At 74.0% G+C, this 21,335-nt stretch carries 9 protein-coding genes; 4 read left to right on the forward strand and 5 right to left on the reverse strand.

Features of this window, described 5'->3' with window-relative positions; genetic code table 11:
• Nucleotides 1–21: 21 nt before the first annotated feature.
• From WMF43_RS02385 to WMF43_RS02395, 3 genes are all read left to right on the forward strand, one after another.
• Complete coding sequence (locus WMF43_RS02385) at nt 22–11,241, forward strand: tetratricopeptide repeat protein (RefSeq protein ID WP_437677212.1); 11,220 nt, start codon at nt 22–24, stop codon at nt 11,239–11,241.
• A 14-nt stretch (nt 11,242–11,255) separates the two neighbouring features.
• The gene (locus WMF43_RS02390; RefSeq protein ID WP_437677213.1) at nt 11,256–12,257 is read left to right on the forward strand and encodes an aminotransferase class IV; all 1,002 of its coding nucleotides are present in this window, start codon (nt 11,256–11,258) and stop codon (nt 12,255–12,257) included.
• A gap of 152 nt (nt 12,258–12,409) precedes the next feature.
• Nucleotides 12,410–13,234, forward strand: a complete 825-nt coding sequence (locus tag WMF43_RS02395; RefSeq protein ID WP_437677215.1) for a hypothetical protein — start codon at nt 12,410–12,412, stop codon at nt 13,232–13,234.
• A gap of 201 nt (nt 13,235–13,435) precedes the next feature.
• Here WMF43_RS02395 and WMF43_RS02400 read toward each other — a convergent pair whose 3' ends face one another.
• From WMF43_RS02400 to WMF43_RS02415, 4 genes are all read right to left on the reverse strand, one after another.
• The gene (locus WMF43_RS02400; protein ID WP_437677217.1) at nt 13,436–15,685 is read right to left on the reverse strand and encodes a hypothetical protein; all 2,250 of its coding nucleotides are present in this window, start codon (nt 15,683–15,685) and stop codon (nt 13,436–13,438) included.
• 56 nt (nt 15,686–15,741) lie between these two features.
• Entirely contained in the window at nt 15,742–16,128 is a 387-nt protein-coding gene (locus WMF43_RS02405) for a RidA family protein (protein ID WP_437677219.1), read from the reverse strand.
• A gap of 99 nt (nt 16,129–16,227) precedes the next feature.
• Nucleotides 16,228–16,953: a recombination mediator RecR gene (recR, locus tag WMF43_RS02410; RefSeq protein ID WP_437677220.1), complete on the reverse strand. Its 726-nt coding sequence runs from the start codon at nt 16,951–16,953 to the stop codon at nt 16,228–16,230.
• Nucleotides 16,950–17,273, reverse strand: coding sequence for a YbaB/EbfC family nucleoid-associated protein (locus WMF43_RS02415; RefSeq protein ID WP_104977174.1), 324 nt, complete (start codon nt 17,271–17,273; stop codon nt 16,950–16,952). The genes recR and WMF43_RS02415 overlap by 4 nt, the downstream gene beginning before the upstream one ends.
• 293 nt (nt 17,274–17,566) lie before the next feature.
• Between WMF43_RS02415 and dnaX the strand changes: the two genes are divergently transcribed.
• Complete coding sequence (gene dnaX, locus WMF43_RS02420) at nt 17,567–20,131, forward strand: DNA polymerase III subunit gamma/tau (protein ID WP_437677222.1); 2,565 nt, start codon at nt 17,567–17,569, stop codon at nt 20,129–20,131.
• A gap of 274 nt (nt 20,132–20,405) precedes the next feature.
• On the opposite strand, the gene WMF43_RS02425 is transcribed toward dnaX, so the two are convergent.
• A complete protein-coding gene (locus tag WMF43_RS02425) occupies nt 20,406–21,020 on the reverse strand; it encodes a Uma2 family endonuclease (RefSeq protein WP_437677224.1) in 615 nt (204 codons plus the stop codon).
• Between the last annotated feature and the right edge of the window lie 315 nt (nt 21,021–21,335).

Below are 21,335 nucleotides of genomic sequence, written 5' to 3' on the forward strand. Positions count from 1 at the left end.
ATGAGCGTTGAGACGATTCGGATGGCCCTTGGGCGCCTGCAGGATGAGCCTGAAAATGAGGCGGCCTGGAACGAGCTCGCGGAGGCCGTGACCGCGCCGAACAGCGGCGCGGGCGCCGGGGACGTCGAGCGCCTGCTCGGCGCGGCGCGCGCGAAGCACGAGCAGCGGCGCGAATGGCAGGCCGTCGCTCGCCTGCTCGAGCTGGAGATCGCCCTCGCCGCCGGGAGCGCCGTCGAGGGCGCGATGCAGGCCGAGCTCGCCCGCGTCTACCACGAGGAGCTCGTCGACGTGGACCGCGCGACGGCCGCCTACCGCCGGCTGCTCGAGCTGCGCCCCGACGACGACGCCGCCGCCGAGGCCGTCGAGACCGACGCCTCGAAGCGCGAGCGCTGGCGCGACATCGTCGAGCGCTACCTCGCCGAGGCCGAGGCCTCGACCGACGACGCCTTCAAGAGCGCGCTCACCACGAGCGCGGCCGACATCGGCTACCGCTACGGGCGCGCCGAGCTCGGCGCCAAGATCCCCGAGCTCCTCGAGCTCGCCCTCAAGCTCGACCCCAAGAACCGCCGCGCCGCGAACCTCGCGGAGCTCGCCTTCGCCGCCGCGGGCGACTGGGAGGCCGTCGTCCGCGTCCAGGCGCTCATCAAGGCCGAGGCGCAGAGCAAGGAGGACCGCGTCGCGGCCGGCCTCCGCATGGCGCGTACCATCAAGGCCCACCTCGGCGACCCGGCCCGCGCCGTCGCGGCCTACGAGGAGGTGCTCGACCTCTCCCCCAGCCAGCCCGAGGCCCTCGCGTTCCTCGCCGAGGCGTACTCCGCGGCGGGCGAGTGGGAGCGCCTCGTCGCGCTCTACGAGGACCAGCTCCGGAGCGGCGGCGTCAAGCCGGGCGATGAGCTCGGGATGCTCGTGCAGATCGCCATGGTGCACTGGCGCATGCGCGGCCAGCCCCAGGCCGCCGAGCCCTACTTCGACCGCGTCCGGCGCGCCGACCCGGCGCACGCCGGCATGCTCAACTTCTACCGCGAGATCCTCGAGCAGCGCGGCGACAAGCCGCGGCTCACGACGATCCTCACCGACGCGCAGCGCGCGCTGCCCGACGGCCCCGAGAAGCGCGCCCTCGCCACCGAGCTCGCGCGGCTCGCCGAGTCGCAGGAGAACGCCGCCAAGGCGATCGAGCAGTACAAGTCGGTGCTCCGGACCGACCCGGAGAACCGCCAGGCGCGCGACGCGCTGAAGCGCCTCTACCTGCAGACCGAGGGGTACAACGCCCTCGTCGAGCTCTACCGGCAGGACCTCGAGCGCACCCCCGCGACCGACGTCGCGGGCAGGGTCGCGGTGCTCCGCGACATCGCGGCGATCTACCGCGACCGCGCCAAGAACGACGCGGCGCTCGTCACCGTGCTCACCCAGATCGTCCAGCTCGACGACAAGGACGTCGACGCGGTGCGGGAGCTCACCCGCATCTACGAGTCGCTCGGGCGCTGGCGCGACCTGCTCTCGTACCAGCAGCGCCTCGCCGAGCTGACCGAGAGCCAGGCCGAGAAGGCGGGGCTCTACCGCGCGGCCGCGCGGCGCTGGATCGACCAGTTCTCGAACGTGCAGAACGCCATCGCGGCCTACGAGGCGCTGCTCACGGTCGAGCCGATCGACGAGGAGGCGCAGCAGAAGCTGCGCGAGCTCTACCTCAAGCGGCGCGCCTGGCCGCAGCTCTACTCCCTCTACGAGCGCAAGCTCGAGGGCGCCGAGGGCGCCGCGAAGATCGAGCTGCTCGGCGAGATGGCCAAGCTCGCGGCGGAGCGGCTCGACCGCGGCGCGGACGCGATCGCCCTCCAGAAGCGCATCCTCGAGCTCGACCCGAACGCCCCCGGGGTGCTCGACGCGCTCGAGAAGCAGGCCGAGCGCGAGAAGGACTTCGCCACCGTCGCCGAGGTGCTCGAGCGGCGGGTCGACCTCGCCGCCGACGACGCGGCGCGGCTCGTCTCCCTCCAGAAGCTCGGGGCCGTGTACGCCGAGCGCCTCAAGGACTCGGCCCAGGCGGCGCGGACCTGGCGGCGCGTGCTCACGCTCTCGCCGGGGCACGCGCGCGCGCTCCGGGTGCTGCGCGACTCGTACTTCGCCGCGGGCGACTGGGACGGGCTCGAGGAGCTCTACGCGTCGCAGAACGACTGGGAGGGCCTCGTCGACTTCCTCTCGGGCGCGGCCGACAAGGCGACCGATCCGGCGACGAAGCTCGACATCTCGTTCCGCGCGGCGCGCATCTTCGAGGAGCAGCTCAAGGCGCCCGAGCGCGCGGCCCGCTCGTACGAGCGCGTGCTCAGCGTCTCGCCGAGGGACGCGCGCGCCGCCGCGGCGCTCGTGCCGATCTACGAGGAGGAGGAGAAGTGGGCCCGGCTGCCGGCGCTCTACGAGATCCTGCTCGCCGCGACCGACGACGCCGAGGCGCAGGTCAGCATGCTGCGCAAGCTGGCGGCGGCCACCGGCGGCCCGCTCTCGGACAAGCCGAGCGCGCTCGGCTACGCGCGCCGCGCGTACGAGCTCAAGCCGGACGAGGAGGGGCTCGAGCTGCTCGAGGCCTGGTCGCGCGCGGCGGCCTCCTGGGGGCCGTTCGTCGACGCGGTCGAGGGCCGGCTCAGGACGGCGACGGATCTGCCGACCGACGTCCAGCGCACCCTCCGGCTGAAGCTCGCCGAGGTGTACGCGCGCGAGATGGGCAAGCTCGACGAGGCGGTGACCGTGTACCGCGGCCTCGTCGAGGACGACCCGTCCGACGACGACACGGTGCGGGCGCTCGACGCGCTCCTCCGCGCCAACGAGCGGCAGGAAGACCTCCGGTGGCTCTTCGACCTCAGGGCGAGCCAGGTCGAGGGCGAGGCGCGCGCCGACATCCTCGAGGAGTGGGCGACGCTCGAGGAGGAGGTCTTCGGCGATCCGGCGAAGTCGATCGAGCTCCTGCGCAAGGTCATCGCGCTCGCGCCCGGCCGCCTCGACGCGCTGCGGGCGCTCTCGCGCCTCCTGATCGCGGCGGGCGAGTTCGAGGCCGCGGCCGAGATCGTGGCCACGCAGCGCGACGTCAGCGAGGGCGACGACCGGGCGCGGCGCGAGATCGAGCTCGCGGCGCTCTACCTCGACCGGCTGGACCGGCCGGCGGACGCCTTCGAGGCGGCGGTGCGCGCGCTCGAGCTGTCCGCGCACGACCCGGAGGCGATCGCCGTGCTGTCGCGGCTCGTGGAGCGCCCGGAGACGCGCGTGCGCGCGGCGCGGGTGCTCGCGGTCGAGTACGCCGAGACCGGCAACCACCGCCGCGAGGCGATGGCGCTCCGGGTGATCCTCGAGGCGGAGCGGGACCCGGCGCGGCGCCGGGAGCTCTACCTCACGCTCGCGGACGTCGAGGAGACGAAGCTCCACGCCGCGGGGACGGCGTTCGACGCGCTGCTGCGCGCGCTGCACGAGTTCTCGGACGACATCGAGCTCTGGGACCGCGCCGCGGAGCTGTCGCGGCGCGCCGGCCGGCCGACCGATCTCGCGGAGGCGTACCGGGTGCACCTCGTCGCGGGGCGCACCGAGGGCGACAAGGTGCTCGGGAGCGCCGTGGAGGTCGAGCTCTGCGAGCGCGCGGCGAGCCTGCACGACGAGCAGCTCGGCGACCCGGAGGGCGCGCGGCCGTACCTGGAGCGCGTGCTCAGCCTCGACCCGAACAACCACCGCGCCTTCAACCGGCTGAAGCAGATCCTGACGGCGGCCGAGCGGTGGGGCGAGCTCGAGGAGCTCTACGACCGCGCCGCCAAGGGCACGACCGACCAGAAGGAGCGCATCGAGCTGCTCAACGAGGTGGCGCTGATCGCCGAGGAGATCATCGGCGACGCCGCCAAGGCGATCGGCTACTACGAGCGCATCCTCGAGCTCGATCCGTTCTACACGGCGGCGCTCGACTCTCTGGAGAAGCTCTACGAGCGCGAGGGGCGCTTCCGCGACCTCGCGGCGCTGCTCGAGCAGCGCCTGAAGACGGCGACCGAGTCCGAGAGCGTCGAGATCAAGCTGTCGCTCGGCAGCATCTACCTCGACCGGCTGCACGAGCCGGAGGGGTCGCTCGGGCACCTCGAGGACGTGCTCCGGATCCGGCAGAACGACCCGAAGGCGCGCGAGCTGGTCGAGCGCCTGCTCGACATCGGGGCGCTCCGGCTCCGGGCGGCGCGCGTGCTCGAGGCGGTGTACGAGGCGCGCGACGAGATCCGGCAGCTCGTGCGGGTGCTCGAGATCCGGCGCCAGGGCGCCGAGACCGAGTCGGAGCGGCGCGAGCTGCTCCGCCGCGTGAGCGTGCTCCAGGACGAGCGGCTCAAGGACGACGCCGGCGCGTTCGCCAGCCTGTCGGAGCTCCTGCCGCTCGAGCCGGAGGACCTCCCGGCGCGCGAGCGGCTCATCGAGATCGGCCGCCGCCTCGGCGAGCACGAGCAGGTGGCCGAGGTGCTCACGGCGGCCGCAGACGCGTGCCCCACGCCGTCCATCCGCGGCGAAATCCTGATGGAAGTCGCGAGGATCTGCGAGGACCTCCTCGGCGACGTCGACCGCGCCGAGAAGGTCTACCGGCGCGTGCTCGCGATCGATCCGACCGATCCGTCGCTGGTCATCCCGGCGGCGCAGGCGCTCGGCCGGATCTACGCGGCGCAGGAGCAGCACCAGGCGCTCGCGGGGGTGCTCGCGATCGAGGTGCGCCTCGAGGAGGACGTCGCGACGCGGCGGTCGCTCTACGAGCGCATCGGCACGCTGTACGAGACGGTGCTCGACGATCCGCAGAAGGCGATCGAGGCCTGGCAGGCGCGGCTCGGCGACGACAGCGCCGACGCCGCGGCGCTCGCGGCGCTCGAGCGGCTCTACGAGCGGACGTCGCAGTGGCGGGAGCTCGTCTCCGTGCTCCGGGCGCGGGAGCAGTCGACCACGGACCCGGAGGAGCGGCGCCGCGCGATGACCAAGGCGGCCGAGACGCTCGCGCAGCGGCTGGCCGACGTGCCCGAGGCGATCAACGCCTGGCGCGCGGTGCTCGACGAGTTCGGGCCCGAGCGCCCGACCCTCGCGGCGCTCGAGGCGCTGTACGAGCTCGACGAGCGCTGGGTCGACCTCGCCGACACGCTGGAGACGGACCTGTCGCTCGCGACGGAGACGCCCGCGCGGCTGGATCTGCTCGCGCGCCTCGGCGACGTGCGGCGGCTGCACCAGGCCGACGCGCCGGGGGCGCTCGACGCGTACCGCCAGGCGCTCTCGCTCGATCCGTCGAACGCGCGCTGCCGCGCGGCCCTGGAGGCGATGCTGGAGCGCGAGGACGCCCGGCGCGACGCGGCCGAGACGCTCGAGCCGCTCTACGAGGCCGACGGCGACGCCGAGCGCCTGCTCCGGGTGCTCGAGATCAAGGTCGAGACGTCGGACCTCCCGAGCGAGCGGCTGGCCACCCTGCAGAAGGCGCTCCGCACCGCGGAGGGGCTGCTCGGCGACACGTCGCGGGCGTTCGGCTACGCGCTCCGCGGCGTGCGGGAGGCGGCCGGCGAGCCCGACGTGACGACCTGGATTAGCACCGTCGAGCGCCTCGGCGAGGCGACCGGCCGCTGGGCCGAGGTGTGCGCGCTGTTCCAGCGCATCGCGCCGGACATCCTCGACAGCGACGTGCAGCAGAACGTGCGGCTCCGGGTCGGCGAGCTCGCGCGGCACAAGCTCGGCGACCGCGAGCTCGCGGTCGAGCAGTACAAGAAGGCGCTCGAGGCGCGCGGCGACGACCGCCGGGCGATGATCGCGCTCGAGGAGCTCTACGGCGAGGCGAACGACGCGGCCAGCCTGCTCGAGATCCTGAAGCTCCGGGTCGAGCACGCCGAGAGCGACGAGGAGAAGACGGGGCTGCTCTTCCGGATCGCCGAGCTCGAGCGGGGCCCGCTCGGGGACCAGGCGGGCGCGATCGCGACGTACGAGACGATCCTCGACATCGCGCTCCACCCGGACGCCATCGCGGCGCTCGACAGCCTCTACCGCGAGGCGAAGCGCTTCGAGGACCTGATCCGGCTCTACGAGCGGCAGCTCGACGTGCGCGCCGGCGACCTCGCCGACCTGCACGTCAAGATCGCGCTCGTCGCGCACGGGCACACCGGCGACGTGCAGCGCGCGTTCGACGAGCTCTCCGAGGCGCTGCTCATCGAGCCGGCGCACGAGGGCGCGGTCGCGCTGCTCGAGGCGATCCTCGAGGGCTCGGCCGAGGCGGAGCACCGCGCGCGGGCAGGCGAGATGCTCGAGCCGGTGTACCTGCGCCGGGCCGACTGGAACCGGGTGAAGGTCGCGCTCGAGGCGCGCCTCGCCGCGAGCCAGGACCCGGCCGAGCGCCGCGATCTCCTGCAGCGGCTCGCGACGCTGCACGAGGAGCAGCTCGAGGACTACCGCGCGGCGCTGGAGACGGTGGCGAAGCTCCTCCACGAGGACCTCACCGACGAGGGGGTCTGGGCGGAGCTCGAGCGGCTCGCGAAGGTCGCGAGCGCCGAGCGGCGGCTCGCGGAGATCTACGCGACGGAGCTCGGCAACCTCACCTCGGACGACGCGTCGAGCGCGAAGCTCAGCCGGCGCACCGGCGAGCTCTACGCCGAGCTCGGCGAGGTGGCCGAGGCGCTCCGGTGGTACCGGCGCGCGCACGAGTTCGAGCCGGACTCGCGCGAGCTGTTCGACGCGATCGACGGGCTGCTCATCAAGGAAGGGCGGCACGCCGAGCGGATCCAGCTCTACCGCGCCGCGCTCGACTACCGGAAGGACGACGGCCGGCTCGACGCCCTCCACACGATCGCGCGCCTGGAGCGGACGGAGCTGCGCGAGCCCGCGCTCGCGATCGAGACCTACCGGGCGGCGCTCGACGTGGACGAGAACGACGCGCGGGCGCTCGACGCGCTGACCGAGCTCTACCGCGAGCTCGATCGGCCGCGCGACCTCGCCGACCTCTACCTGCGCCGGGCCGAGGCGGCCCCGAACGGGGAGCGGGCGGCGCCGTACCGGCTGGCGCTGGCGGAGCTCCTGCGCACGCGCCTCGACGACACCGCGGGCGCGATCGATCAGCTCGAGGCGATCGTGGGCGAGGTGCCCGCGCACGCCGAGGCGATCCGGGCGCTCGAGGCGCTGATCCAGGATCCGCAGCACAAGGCGCGGGTCGTCGAGATCCTGAGGCCGCTCTACGAGCAGGCGGACGACTGGCGGCAGCTCGTCCGGCTGAACGAGGAGCGGCTCGGCCTCGCGTCCGACCCGCGCGAGAAGGTCGGCGTGCTCCGGGAGACGGCGAAGCTCTGGGAGACGCGGGGCAGCGACGAGCTGCGCGCGTTCGACGCGACGCGGACGGCGTTCAGCCTGGATCCGGACGACGGCGAGACGCGCGGCGAGCTGGAGCGGCTGGCCGAGCAGCTGGGCGCCTGGGAGGAGCTCGCGTCGAGCCTCGAGGAGGGCGTGAAGACGACCGCCGACGAGCTCACGAAGCGGGAGCTGCTCTCGTCGCTGGCCAAGGTCTACGACACGCGGATCGACGACCCCCGCCGGGCGCTCGGCGCGTACTCGCGCCTCTCGGCGCTCGACCCGAGCGACCCCGAGCCGCTCGAGCAGATGGACACCCTCGCCGTGCTGCTCAGCGACTGGGACACGCTCATCGCCGTCCTGGAGAAGAAGAGCGAGATGGCGTCGGACGAGGAGAACGCCTCGATCTGCCGGCGCATCGCCGAGACGAAGCTCGAGATGCTCGAGGACACCGAGGGCGCCATCAAGGCCTACGAGCGGGCGCTCGACCTCGATCCGGACAGCGCGATGACGATCGACGCGCTGATCGAGCTCTACGAGCCGCGCGGCGTCGCGAGCCGGCTGGTGGAGCTCTACGGCCGCCGCGTCGAGCTCGCGGACGCCGAGGAGGAGGGGCTGCGCTACGACCTCAACGTGCGCGCCGCCGAGCGGTACGAGCGGGACCTCGCGAGCCCGCGCGACGCGATCACCGCGCTGAACGCGGCGCTCGAGGCGAAGCCGGGTGATCCGGCGGTGCTCTCGGCGCTGGAGCGGCTCTACCGGGCCGAGCGGATGTGGGACGACCTCCTCTCGAACCTGACGCTCCAGGCGGGCGCGGCCGCGGACAGGGACGCGCGCATCAAGCTGCGGACGGCGATCGGCGACCTCTACGCGGGGGAGCTCGAGAGCCCGAGCGACGCGATCGAGCAGTACCGGCTCGTCCTCGACGAGGATCCGGCGAACAACCACGCCATTCAGGCGGTGCGCACCATCGGCGAGTCCCGCGAGGAGCTGCGCCTCGACGCGGCCGAGGTGCTCGAGCCGGTGCTCCGCGCGGCGGGCCGCCACGAGGAGCTCGCGGCCGCGCTCGAGCTGCGCCTGCGCGCGCAGACCGAGCCGGCCGACCGCGCCGCGACCCTGCGGGCGATCGCGGTGGTGCAGGACGTGGAGCTCGGGCGCCCGATCGAGGCGGAGCAGGCGCTCCTGCGCGCCCTGGAGGACGCCCCGGACGACGCGTCGCTGCACGCGGAGATCGAGCGGCTCGCGGCCCGCACGGACGGCTTCGGCCGCTACTGCGACGCGCTGGCGCAGCGCGCCGCCGCGACCTTCGACGCGACGATCGCGAAGGACCTGTTCCTCCGGATCGGCCGCATCGCCGAGGAGAAGCTCAAGGACGACCGGCGCAGCGCCGCGGCTTACGCCAAGGCCGTCGAGCACGCCGGCGACACGCCGGAGCTGCTCGAGGCGCTGGACCGGCTGTACGGCCGGCTCGGCGACGAGAAGGCGCTCGCGGACGTGCTCGAGCGGCGCGTCTCGGTGACGACGGGCGATCGCGAGCAGGCCGATCTCTTCTACCGGCTCGCGGTCATCCAGATCGGGTCGTTCGGGGACAAGTCCCAGGGCCTGAGCACCCTGCGGCAGGCGCTCGACCGCGCCGTGGACCACGAGCCGGCGAGCGCCGCGCTCGAGGCGCTCACGGACGATCCGGCGCTCTTCGACGAGGCGGCCGAGGCGCTCGAGGGCGTCTACCGCACGCGCGGGGACAACGCCGCGCTGGCGCGCCTCTACGAGAAGCGCATCCGCTTCGCCCCGACCGGCGCGGAGCGGATCCGGATGCGCCTCGACCTCGCCAAGGTGCTCGAGGTGCGCTCGAACGACCCGCGGGCGGCGCTCGCGACGCTCGAGAAGGCGCTCGCCGACGACCCGTCGGACCCTGACGTGCTCGGCGAGATCGAGCGCCTCGCCCCGCTGACGGGCGGCTGGGCGAGCGCCGCCGCCGCGCTGGAGCGGGCGGTGCGCGAGGGGGCGGACCTCGACAGCGACACGGCGCGCGACCTCTGGATGCGCATCGCCGAGTGGCAGAAGAACAAGGTGAGCGACCCGAAGGCGGCCGAGGCGGCGTTCGAGGAGGCGCTGAAGCACGATCCCACGAGCGAGCACATCCTCCGGGCGATCGAGGAGCTGCAGCGCGCGCCGGGCCGCGAGCGCGATCTCATCGGCACGCTCCGGCGGATCGCGGCGCTCGACGGCATGGAGGGGGGCGCGGGCGAGCTCCGGCGCGAGGCGAAGCAGCTCGCCGAGCGCGCGCTGGGCGACCGCGAGCTCGTCGAGGCGATCCTGCGCGAGATGATCGCCGCGGACGAGGGCGACACGTGGGCGATCGGCGAGCTCACGAAGGTGCGGGAGGAGGCGGGGGACCACAAGGAGGTCTTCCGGCTGCTCGTGCGCCAGGCCGAGCTCTTCATGGAGGCCGATCGCGTGCGCGACGCGCGGCACGCCGCGGCGGCGGTCGCGCGCGAGAAGCTCGGCGACGACGCGGCGGCGATCGAGCTCTACGAGACGCTCTTCGAGGCGGAGCCGGGCGACGAGCGCGCCGCGACGGCGCTGCGCGAGCTCTACGCGAAGGCCGGCAAGTACAAGGAGCTGCTCGCGCTGCTCGAGCGGCTCACCGAGCTGGCCGAGTCCCCGGAGGCGCGCTCGGCGCTGCGCCTGGAGAGCGCGGAGATCTGCCTCTCCCGGCTCGACGCCGTGAGCGAGGCGACCGAGCACCTGCGCGCGGTCCTCGACGAGCAGCCGGACAACGACAAGGCGACGGTGCTGCTCGCGCAGCTGCTCGAGAAGACCGGCCGCGATCAGGAGCTGTCGGACCTGTTCGTCGCGCAGATCGAGCGCGCGAGGGACCGGGGCGACGTCGCGGCGGAGCTCTCGTACAGCGTCCGGCTCGGCGAGGTCTACGAGACCCGGCTGAGCGACACGGCGCGGGCGATCGAGACCTACCGCGCCGTGCTCGAGCGCGAGCCGCGCCACCCCGGCGCGCTGCTCGCGCTGGCCCGGCTGCACGAGCAGCGCGGGGAGAAGGCGGAGGCGGCGCAGCGGCTCGAGGTGATCCTCGAGGGCGCGAGCGGCGCGGACGCCGTGAGCACGGCGCTCCGCCTCGCGGAGCTGCACCGGGCCCTCGGCGACGAGGGCGCGGTCCGGCGCGTGCTCGAGCGCGGCCTCGCCGCGGACGGGTCGGCGCAGGAGATCCGCAGGCAGCTGCTCGCCCTCTACGAGAAGCAGCAGGCCTACGGCGAGCTCGCCGACCTCATCACCGGCGACGCGGACGCGGCCAAGCAGCCCGCGGAGAAGGTGGCGCTCTACCGCAAGGCGGCGGGCATCCACCTGACGAAGCGGAACGACCCTGGCCGGGCCGCGGATCTGCTGGTGAAGGCGACGGAGCTCGTGCCGGGCGACCGCGAGCTCCTGCTCGCGCTGTGCGACGCGTACAGCGCCTCGGGCCGCGGGCAGAAGGCGGCCGAGGCGCTCCAGCAGATCGTCGAGTCCTACGGCGGCCGCCGCTCGAAGGACCTCGCCGCGATCCACCACCGCCTCGCCAAGGCCTACCTGGCCGAGGGGCAGCGGGAGCGGGCGCTCGGCGAGCTCGACATCGCCTTCAAGATCGACCCGGGCTCGATCGCCATCCTCCGCGACCTCGGCGTGCTGGCGCTGGAGCTGTCGGAGACCGGCGACGACGCGGCGAAGGCGGCGCACATCGACCGGGCGCAGAAGACGTTCCGCGCGCTGCTCCTCCAGAAGCTCGACGAGGGGGCGCCGATCAGCAAGGGCGAGGTCTTCTACTACCTCGGCGTCATCAGCCACCGGCAGAACGACGACAAGAAGGCGATCCAGATGCTGGAGCGCGCCCTCGACAACGAGAAGGATCTCGCCCCGGCCAAGGAGCTCCTGGCGCAGCTCAAGAAGTGACGTAATCTCGCCGTGTGACGCGGCTTGTCAGCATCGACGGGGTGATCTTCCGGCCGGAGGAGGCCAAGGTCTCGGTCTACGACCGCGGCTTCCTCTACGGCGACAGCGTCTTCGAGACGATCCGCACGTACGGCGGCAAGCCGTTCGCGCTCGAGGATCACCTCGCCCGGCTCGAGCGCTCCGCCGAGCGGATCGCGATCTCGTTGCCCGTATCGAAAGAGGAGCTCGGCCGCGAGGTGACCGCGCTGATCGATCAAGCCGCGCGCGAGGCGCCGCAGGCCGCGCGCGAGGCGCCGCAGGCCGCGCGCGGGGAGGGAGGGGGCGCGGCCAGCGCCGCCGCGCGCGGCGTGGTCGAGAGCTACGTCCGCGTGATGCTGACCCGCGGCAGCGGCCCGCTCGGCCTGGATCCCGCGCTCGCGGGCGCGCCGCTCCGGGTCATCCTCGTGGAGCCGCTGAAGCCGCTCCCGGCCGCGCTCTACCGCGACGGGATCTCGGTGATCACGACCCGCACCCAGCGGGCCGGCGACGCGGCGCCCGGGGCGAAGGTCTCGAACTACCTCGAGAGCCTGCTCGCCCTGCGGGACGCGCGGGCCGCGGGGGCGCACGAGGCATTCATCCTCGACCCCTCCGGCCACGTCGTCGAGGGGACGACCTCCAACGTGTTCCTGGTGGAGCGGCGGCCCGCGACGCACGAAGGCGACGAGGATCCGGGGCACCTGCTGATCACCCCGCCCAAGGAGGCGGGCATCCTCGTCGGCATCACCCGAGGGCACGTGATCGACGTCGCCGCCGAGCTCGGCCTCCCCGCCTGCTGCGAGCCGGTCACGATGTCGCGGCTCCTCGCGGCCGACGAGGTGTTCATCACCTCGAGCCTCCGCGAGATCGTCCCGGTCGTCCGGGTCGACGCCCACGTGGTCGGCGCGGGTGTGCCCGGTCCGAAGACCCGGGCGCTGCACGCCGCGTTCCGCAAGAAGGTCGGCCTCGGCGGGGCCCCCCTCCCGTGGGAGTCGCCCTGAGCGCGCGCCGCGCTCGCGCAGCCGGCTGATATCGTGCGATCCATGGGCCGCGGCCCGCGGCGCGCGGCCAGGGTGCGGGCCCGCGTGAACCCTGCGCGGTCGGGCGAGGCCAGTCCGCCGCTCGCCGCCCGACCTCCCGGGAGGACACCACGATGAGCCGCTCGCTTCGAATCGCCTGCTCCCTGATCAGCGCCGCTTCCGCCGCGGCGACGGCCGGCTGCTTCCCCGGCACCACGCCGCTGCTCGTCTACGAAGGCGACGAGGTGAGCGCGCTCGTCGCGTACCGCCCGACCCAGAGCGTCCGCATCTCGAGCATCAAGGGCGAGGTCGAGGTCACCACCGGGGACGTGGACGACGTCGAGGTCACCTTCTCGCCGTTCATCAAGCGCGCGGACGGGGAGGGGCAGTACGCGATGGACGAGATACGAGACCAGCTCGTCCTCACCGCGGAGGCCGACGACGCCGTCGTCATCGCGACGCAGAAGTTCAAGGACGCCTGGGGCGATCTCTCCCCGCATCTCGGCGCCCACATCCGGGTCGTCCTCCCCGCGCGCTTCGACGGCGCGCTCCGGGTCGACCAGGGCGACGGCGACGTCCGCGTCGACCTCGACGGCGCGCGGTCGTCCCGCGCCACCGTGGTCGAGAGCCGCAGCGGCAACATCGACGTGGTCGGCGCCGGCGGCGCGGTCGACCTGGTCACGGCCAGCGGCAGCATCTCCGCCGACGTCGACGGGTGGAGCGACGTGGACGGCCTGATCCGGTCGGGCGACGGGAGCATCGAGCTCGCCCTGCCGGCGCAGGTGGACGGGACGATGACCGCGCAGGCGAAGCTCGGCGAGCTCGTCGAGCGGGACCTGCCCTCGACGTGGGTGGTCGCCGGCGAGGGCAGCGCGAGGTCGTACACGATGGGCGACGGCGAGGGCGGGTGGCTCGAGGTCGTCGCCGAGCGCGGCGACATCGACCTCGTCGTGAAGTAGCGCCGCGGCGTAGCGCCGCGGCGAGGCCCAGGGAAAGCACAGGACGAAACGCCGCGAGGCGAGCCCGGGGCCACCCGGCGCTCGCCTCGCGGCGTTGCGTTGGTCGTGTCGCTTGTCTGTCGTGTGCGTCGCGTCGCGTCGCGTCGCGTCGCGTCGTGTCGTGTTGCGGCACCGGCGCGCCGGCTCGGCCGGCGCCCCCGGTCAGCCGCCGGCCGGCGGCTGGGCCTCGGCTTCCGGCGCTTCGGCGGCTTGCTCGCCGCCCTGCGCCCCTGCCGCCTCCTCACCGCCCTGCGCGGCCGGGGCTGCCCCGGCGGACGGCGCCGCGCCCGCGGGCACCGGCACCCGCAGCTGCCCGCCGCCCTGCTGCGCGAGCACGCCGAGGGCCTTCTGGAAGAAGGCCGCGAGGAAGGGGATCTCGCGCGGGGGCGAGGTGATGAGCCCGGCCTCCTTGATCGCGCGCGCGATCGCGAGGGCGTTGGTCGCCGCCGCGTCGCCCTTGCGCGCCCGCAGCGAGACGGCGCTGCTGCGCATGCGCGTCGCGAGCACCGAGCGCACCTCGGGCGAGAAGAACCGGTCGGTCGCGAGCTCGAGCTCCTCGCGCAGCGCGGCGTTCACCTGCTCGGGATCGCGCATGCCGGCGGCCCCGAGCCGCTGGCCGACCTTCTGCAAGAGCTCGTCGAGCGCCTGGCGCGCGGGCAGCCAGTGGCGGAACTCCGGCTCGTCGTGCAGGGAGGCGGAGGTGGGGATCAGCGCCGTCACCAGCTCGGCCGACAGGCTCTCCTCGAGGTCGGCCACCGGGTGCGTCGGCTCGGCCTCCGGCGCGGGCTCGATGAGGTCGCGACATCCCTCGAGCCCGAGCGGCAGGACCTGCCCTGTCGACGCGTTCTGGCGCTTCGCGGCCGCGATCCGGTGCCGCGCCCACTCGACGGGGACGGGGACGGGCGCGGTGCCGAGGTTGTCGTAGGCGCGCGCGCGGCCCTCCTTGAGCTGCGAGCCGCTGAGCCACCCGGCGCCGGCGTGGAGCACGCCGACCGAGTCGCGCACGATCACCTCCGCGATCCGGTAGCGGCCGCTCGTGTCGCGGCTCGTGATCGCGATCGCCTCGGTCCCGCTCGAGTCGGGCGGGATCAGCGTCGCCTCGATCACCTCGGCGCGGTCCTCCGCGAGCCGCGCCACGCGCGGGCGCGTCGGGATCGCCGCCCCGCGCGACTTCAGCACGTTGAGCGCGCGCCGCGCCGCCTTGCGCGCCGCCCCGGAGGCGTCCTCCGCCTCGGCAGCCGCCGCGATCGCCTCCGCGTTGGAGGCGGCGAGCCAGGCGTCGACGAGCGCCGGCGCGGCGTCGCCGGCCGACCGCAGCGCCTCGAGCGCCCGGTCCCAGCCCGCGGCGAGCACCTCGGCGTCGAAGTCGACCTTCGGCTCGGCGCCCGCGCTGCCCTCGGGGCGCGCGCCGCTGTCGGCCTTGGGCTTCGCCGCGGCCTGCTTCGCCTTGGTGCGCGCGCTCAGCGCCTCGCGCGCCGTGAGCGCCGGCTTGTCCGAGCCCGCGGCCTGCTTCGCCTTGGCCGCCGGCAGCGAGAACAGGAGGTGCGCCGGCCTCGACGGGCCCTGCGGCTGGCCCTGCGGCGGACGGACGTCCTTGCCCGTCACGACCGTCGCGGTCGCGCCCTGCCCGGTCACGGTCACCATGCGCTGGCTCTGCTGCGACGCCGCGCCGGCCGGCCGCGCGGAGCCCGCCGGCCCCTTCGCCCCGGGCCGAGCGCCCTGCGCCCGCCCGCCGTCCGCCACCGGCCTGGCCGAGAGGCCGCGCTCCGGCCTCGGCCCTCGCTCCGCGCGGGGGCCTTGATCTGCCCTGGGCCCGGCGCCTTGCTCCGCTCGCGCGCCCTGCTCCGCGCCGGGTCCGCGCTCCAGCCGGGGCCCGCGGTCGGGCCGGGGTCCGCGGTCGGGCCGGGGCCCGCGGTCGGGCCGAGGTCCGCGATCGGGCCGGGGCCCGCGATCGGGCCGGGGTCCGCGATCGGGCCTGGGGCCGCGGTCGGGCCGGGGCCCGCTGGGCGCCGCGGCCGCTCGTTCGGGCCTCGGCGCGCGGAAGTCGCGCACCCGCGGCGCCGCGGTGGGCGGCGGCGCGGCGTCTTCCGTCGTGGCCGGCGCGGCCGGCGGCGGATCCGCGAGCACCGGCCGCTTGCGGGGCGCGATCACGTCCAGCAGCGAGGCCTGGGGCTCCTTGGCGGCGGCCTTCGACGAGGGCCGCGGCGCCTCGCCTTCGGGCTGGGCCGAGGCGCCCTCGGCCTCGTCGGCCCGCTTCGCGCCGCTCGCGCTCGCGGAGGTGCTCGCCGAGCGGACGACCCTCCGCGCGCGCGGCTTGTCTGCGCTCTCTGCATCGGGGGCGCCCTCGTGCGCAGGCTCAGCGGCTGCGCCGGCGGTCCGCTCCGTGCTCTCGATCTCGTTCTTTGTGCTCATGTCGAGGCTCCCGGGGACATTTTTAGGAGATGGGGACCGCGGCCGCGGCTCCCCGATTATCGCGAAAGATGGGCAACAGCTTCGATCTCGACGGCGGCGCCCTTGGGGAGCGCCGCCACCTGCACCGTCGCTCGCGCGGGCAACACGCCGCCGACGGCCATCCCGTACACCTGGTTGACGACGGCGAAGTTCGCGAGGTCCGTCAGGTAGATCGTGGTCTTCACCACGTCGTCCCAGGTCGCGCCGGCCGCGGACAGCACCTCGGTGAGGTTCTTGATCACCTGGGCCGTCTGGACGTCGATGCCGCCTTCGACGAGCTCGCCCGTCGCGGGGTCGACCGGGATCTGGCCGCTGCAAAAGACGAGGTGGCCGGCCTTGACCGCCTGCGAGTACGGGCCGATTGCGCGCGGGGCCCGGTCGGATGTGATGGCTGTTTTGGACATGTTGACCTCTGAAATCGTGGAGCGCCTCGGGGGCGGGTGTTCCGCCCGCCCCGGTCCTCGCTCTCGCGGGTCCGGGGACCGGTGCTCGCCGTCCCCTCTCTAGCCGAAGTGTTTCCGGCCTTCGATGGCTCGCCCCAGGGTCACCTGGTCGGCGAACTCCAGATCTCCACCGTGGGGCACGCCGCTCGCGATCCGCGTGACCTGGATCCCCAGGGCGCCGAGCTCGCGCGCGACGAGCAGGGCCGTCGCCTCGCCGTCGACGGAGGGCGGGGTCGCGACCAGCACCTCCCGGACGGGCTCTTCGGGGTCGCGCACACGCGCCCGGAGCGCCTCGAGCGGCAGCTCCTCGGCGCCGACCCCTTCGAGCGGCGAGAGGAGCCGGCCGAGCACGAAGTAGCGCCCGCGCATCGCCCCGCTCCGCTCGATGGCGAGCAGGTCCTGGACGCGCGCGACGACGCACAGGAGCCCGCCGTCGCGCCGGGTGTCCAGGCAGATCGCGCAGAGCGCCGGGGCGTCGCCGTGCGTCTCGGCGACCTCGGCGATGTGGCCGCACCGGGCGCACGGCCGGATGTGGTCGCTGAGCTCCGCGAGCTCGCCGCCGAGCTCGCGCGCGGTGTCCGCGCCGCCGGTCGCGAGGAACAGGGCGAAGCGCTGCGCCGTCTTCTCGCCGACCCCCGGCAGGCGCGCGAGCAGCTGGGCGACCCGCGACAGCCGCCCGGGCAGGCCGCCGGGCGCGCTCCGGAAGCCGGCGGCGGGCGCGCCCCGGCCGCCGTTCGGGAGGTTGGAGGAGCCGGGGAGCGACGCCGGGGGACGCAATGCGGTCAAGTGTGCATGCCGGGGAGCTTGACGCCGCCGGTCACCTTGGCGATCTCGCCCTCGACGAGCTTGTCGGCCGTCTCGAGCGCCGAGTTCGACGCCGCCACGATCGCGTCGAGCGCCATTTCCAGGCCCTCGCTCGCGAGGAACTCCGGGTCGACGTCGATCCTGCGCACCTTCCCCTCGCAGGAGACCACGACCGTGACCTTGTCGCCGGCGGCGGTCGCGCTCACCTCGCGGTCCTTCAGCTCGCCCTTCACCTGGTCGATCTTGCGCTGCATGCGCGCCGCCTGGCGAACCAGCTCATTCATTCCGCCGCGAAATTGCATGGTCAGGCGGCGGTCTATGCCGTGAACCGCGCCGCGCCGCAACCGGGAAGGGAGCGGGAAGGGAGCGGGAAGGGAGCGGGAAGGGGAGCGGGAAGGGGAGGGGCCGCGGAGGGGGCGTCTCGTCCGCCTCTCCAGGGACTTCCTTGGCCCCGCCGTCCTGGTCATGGCGGAGCAGGTGCGCCCGGTGCGGCAACTCTGGCAGGCTCTCCGGAATGCAGAGGAACGCGGGGCGGCCGCGGCTCCGGTGACAGCCGCGGCGACGCGCACGCGAGAAGGTGCTAGTCGAGCAGCGTATGAGCTACGTCGTCCTCGCGCGGAAGTGGCGCCCGCAGTCCTTCGAGGATCTCGTCGGCCAGGAGCACGTATCCACGACGCTGGCCAACGCCATCGCGCGGGACCGCGTCGCGCACGCGTTCCTCTTCACGGGCGTCCGCGGGGTCGGCAAGACGACGAGCGCCCGCATCCTCGCGAAGGCGCTGAACTGCGTGCACGGCCCCACGGCGAAGCCGTGCCAGACGTGCGCGGCGTGCGCCGAGATCACGGTGGGCGCGGACGTCGACGTCCAGGAGATCGACGGCGCGAGCTACAACGGCGTGGACGAGGTGCGCAAGCTCCAGGAGAGCCTGCCGTACCGGCCGTCGCGCGACCGCTTCAAGATCTTCATCGTGGACGAGGTCCACATGCTCTCGAACGCGGCGTGGAACGCGTTCCTGAAGACGCTGGAGGAGCCGCCTCCGCACGTGAAGTTCATCTTCGCGACGACCGAGGTGCACAAGGTCCCGGTCACGATCCTGAGCCGCTGCCAGCGCTACGACTTCAAGCTCATCGGCGCGCAGCAGATCGCGGCGCGGCTCCGCTGGGTGCTCGAGCAGGAGCGGATCCCGGCCGACGACGTGGCGCTCAGCGCGCTCGCGCGGGAGGCCGCGGGCAGCATGCGCGACGCGATGAGCCTGCTCGACCAGGTGATCGCCTGGGTGGGCACGAGCGGCGACCGCATCACGGCCGAGGGCGTGGCGAAGGTGCTCGGCGTCGCCGACCGCGTGGTGCTGCACCGCCTGGCGGAGGCGCTCGTGGACGGCGATCCCGCGGCGTGCGTGCGCATCGTCGGCGAGCTCGCGCAGGAGGGCTACGACCTGCCCCACGTGGCCCGCGACTTCCTCGCGCACCTGCGCGACCTCGTGGTGGCGAAGGTCTGCGAGGATCCGTCGCCGCTGCTCGATCTCGCCGACGAGGAGATCGCCGACGCGCGCGCGCTCGCGGCGCGCGCCGACGCGGACGATCTCACGCGGCTGCACCAGGGGTTCTCGCGATCCTTCGACGACATCGTCCGGAGCGGCCAGCCGCGGGCCTCGCTCGAGATGGCGCTCGTGCGGCTCGCCAGGCGGCCTCCGCTCCTGCCGATCGACGAGCTGCTGCGCCGGCTCGGCGATCTCGAGCGGCGGCTGAACGGCGGCGGGGGCGGCGGGGGTGGTGGCGGCGGCGGGGCGACGGAGCGCGCGCCGCAGCGGCCCGGGGCGCCGGCCGGCGGAGCGGCCGCGCCGCGGCGCGCGGCGGGGATGGCGGAGGCTGTGGGGGAGGAGGCGCGCGGCGCGGGGGCGGCGAGCGGCGCGGCGGTGGCGAGCGGCGCGGCGATGGCGAGCGGCGCGGCGACGGGCGGAGCTGGCCATGGCATGGCCGCGGTCCACGGCGCAGCGCCAGCGCCATGGCGGGGCGAACCGCCGGGTGCAGCGTCGGCAAACGGCGCGGCGGCGGTGAACGGCATGACGGCCGCGCACGGGGCGGTAGCCGCGAACGGCGCGGCCGCGAACGGGGTGGCGAGGGGGTACGGCGCGCCGACGGCGAACGGGATGGCGGCGAACGGCGCAGCGGCCGTGAACGGCGCGGCGGCGAACGGTGTCGCGGCAGCGAACGGCAACGGCGCGAGGGGCATGAACGGCGTGGCGCCGAACGGCGCCGCGGCTGCGAACGGGGTGGTGAGGGCGTACGGCGCGCCGGCGGCGAACGGGATGGCGGCGAACGGCGTCGCAGCCGCGAACGGCGCCGCGGCCGCGAATGGGATGGCGAGGGGGTACGGCGCGCCGGCGGCGAACGGGATGGCGGCGAACGGCGTCGCAGCCGCGAACGGCGCCGCGGCCGCGAACGGGGTGGCGAGGGGGTACGGCGCGCCGGCGGCGAACGGGATGGCGGCGAACGGCGTCGCGACAGCGAACGGTCTGGCGCGGGCGAACGGCGCGGCGGCGGCGAACGGCGCCGCCTTCGCGTTCAGTGCGCCGGGCGTGAACGGCGTCGCCCCCGCCTTCGCGAGGGGCACGGACCACACGAACGGCGCGCCCGCGCCGGGGTTCCGCGCCGACAGCGCGCCGCCGCTCACGCCGCGCAGCGCTCCGCCCACCGGAGCGCCCGGCGCGGCGATAAGATCGAGCGTGCCGCCTCCCGCCATGAGCGCCGACGACCTTGCCACCTGGCGCGCGGTGCTCGCGGCGATCCGGGGGCAACGCCCCGCGCTGGCCTCCGTGCTCGAGCACGCGGCTGTCATCGAGCTCACACCGACCCGCGTCGTCCTCGGCTACGAGGCGAACTCCTTCCTGTCCGGTCAGGCCACCGAACCCCCGGCCCGCGACCTGCTTGGCAACGCCCTGCGCGCCCATTTCGGCGGCCCGGTCGAGCTCGTCTTCGAGACGATCACCCGCGGCAACGCCGGCCCCTCGCTCGCTCAGGTCGAGACCGCCGAGCGCAAAGCCCGCGTCGAGGCCGCCCGGCGGGCCGTGGCCGAGCACCCGCTCGTCACGGCCGCCATCGAGCTGCTCGGCGCCGAGCTCAAGGACGTGCGGCTCTCTCCGGAGTTCGCGGAAGGGTGAATCGCGGTATCCGGGCGGGGTCATGCGGAATGGCGTCCGCCGGGCGCAGGATGAGCCCTCGGCGTCTCAGGTGATTCGGCCTGTCAGAAGTCTTGGCAGGGATCACGGCAATAGAAGAGAGATTTCAACGCAAAGGCGCAAAGGCGCAAAGGCGCAAAAATACAGAGAAAATTCTGGTTTGCGTCTTTGCGGCTTTGCGTTGAAATCTCTCGGGATTCCTGGCCAGCCTTGTGAGGCAAGGAAGTAGCGCGCATCAGGCACCGAGCGAACAAGCTCAGCGTGTTCCCCGCAGCGAGTCGCGGAACGCCTTGACCGCCTCGTGCTGGTCAGGCCAGCGCACGAAACGCGCTAGCTCACCGAGATCCAGCTCCGGGAGGAGCTCGCTTGTCGCGATCGCTTCGTACTCCTCGCCGCGCGACGCATGGAGATGGAACACGTCGCGCTCCCAGAACCAGACCTCACGCACCCCGAGCCCGCTGTAAACGGGAAGCTTGTCGAGCCCACCGCTCATCGGAACCACCTCGATCGCGAGATCAGGAAACTCCTTGAGCGTGCCGCCCACGCAGTAACACTCGTCGGGCTCGAGGCCGCGTGCCTTGGCTTCACGACGAAAGGTCATCGAGCCGTAGCCGTGGAGCGGCACATCCCGCTCGAGCGCGAAAAGCTCGACCAGGCGGCCGATGCTTTTCTTCGCTGCTTCGTGCTCGAGCGATGGACGCATCAGCTCCAGCGTCCCCTCATAGAACGTCATCCGCAGGCCGGGGGTGTCCAGCTCGTCACGTAGCCTCACGTACGTCTGCCAGGGCACGCCGTAGAGCACGAACCGCTGCTCACCCGCGGGCGAGGTGGAGGTCGGGGACGGAAGCGGCAGGTGCGCGGCGGCGACCATGGGCGCGGAGGGAACATAGCACCTCGGCGCTGACCACCATCTGACGCGGCGAGCCCGCGGCTCCCGGCCACACCACCACGCCAGGGCATTCTCAGGCACGGTGCGCCGCCTCGCGAGCCGCGCGCGGCCCGCCAGGAGCTCCGCCCGTTTTTCTACGGCGCCGGGCTCGACGTCGACCGGATCGCGATACCCGCGCTCCAGCCCGTTGCCACGGAGCGGTCCGCGTCGCTCTCCTTCTGGTCTCCAGCGCCCGGACGGTGAATTCGAGACCGCGCACGCATGGGTCGACGGGCCGCCAGGTCTTCGTTACAGTGA

This window comes from Sorangium sp. So ce131, from assembly GCF_051519095.1.
Taxonomy (GTDB): domain Bacteria; phylum Myxococcota_A; class Polyangia; order Polyangiales; family Polyangiaceae; genus Sorangium.

Bases quoted from the DNA above. Each gene is read 5' to 3' on its own strand.
- WMF43_RS02385 (WP_437677212.1), top strand. From the start codon at position 22: ATGGCCCTTGGGCGCCTGCAGGATGAGCCTGAAAATGAGGCGGCCTGG.
- WMF43_RS02395 (WP_437677215.1), top strand. From the start codon at position 12,410: ATGAGCCGCTCGCTTCGAATCGCCTGCTCCCTGATCAGCGCCGCTTCC.
- WMF43_RS02400 (WP_437677217.1), bottom strand. From the start codon at position 15,685: ATGAGCACAAAGAACGAGATCGAGAGCACGGAGCGGACCGCCGGCGCA.
- WMF43_RS02405 (WP_437677219.1), bottom strand. From the start codon at position 16,128: ATGTCCAAAACAGCCATCACATCCGACCGGGCCCCGCGCGCAATCGGC.
- WMF43_RS02415 (WP_104977174.1), bottom strand. From the start codon at position 17,273: ATGCAATTTCGCGGCGGAATGAATGAGCTGGTTCGCCAGGCGGCGCGC.
- dnaX (WP_437677222.1), top strand. From the start codon at position 17,567: ATGAGCTACGTCGTCCTCGCGCGGAAGTGGCGCCCGCAGTCCTTCGAG.
- WMF43_RS02425 (WP_437677224.1), bottom strand. From the start codon at position 21,020: ATGGTCGCCGCCGCGCACCTGCCGCTTCCGTCCCCGACCTCCACCTCG.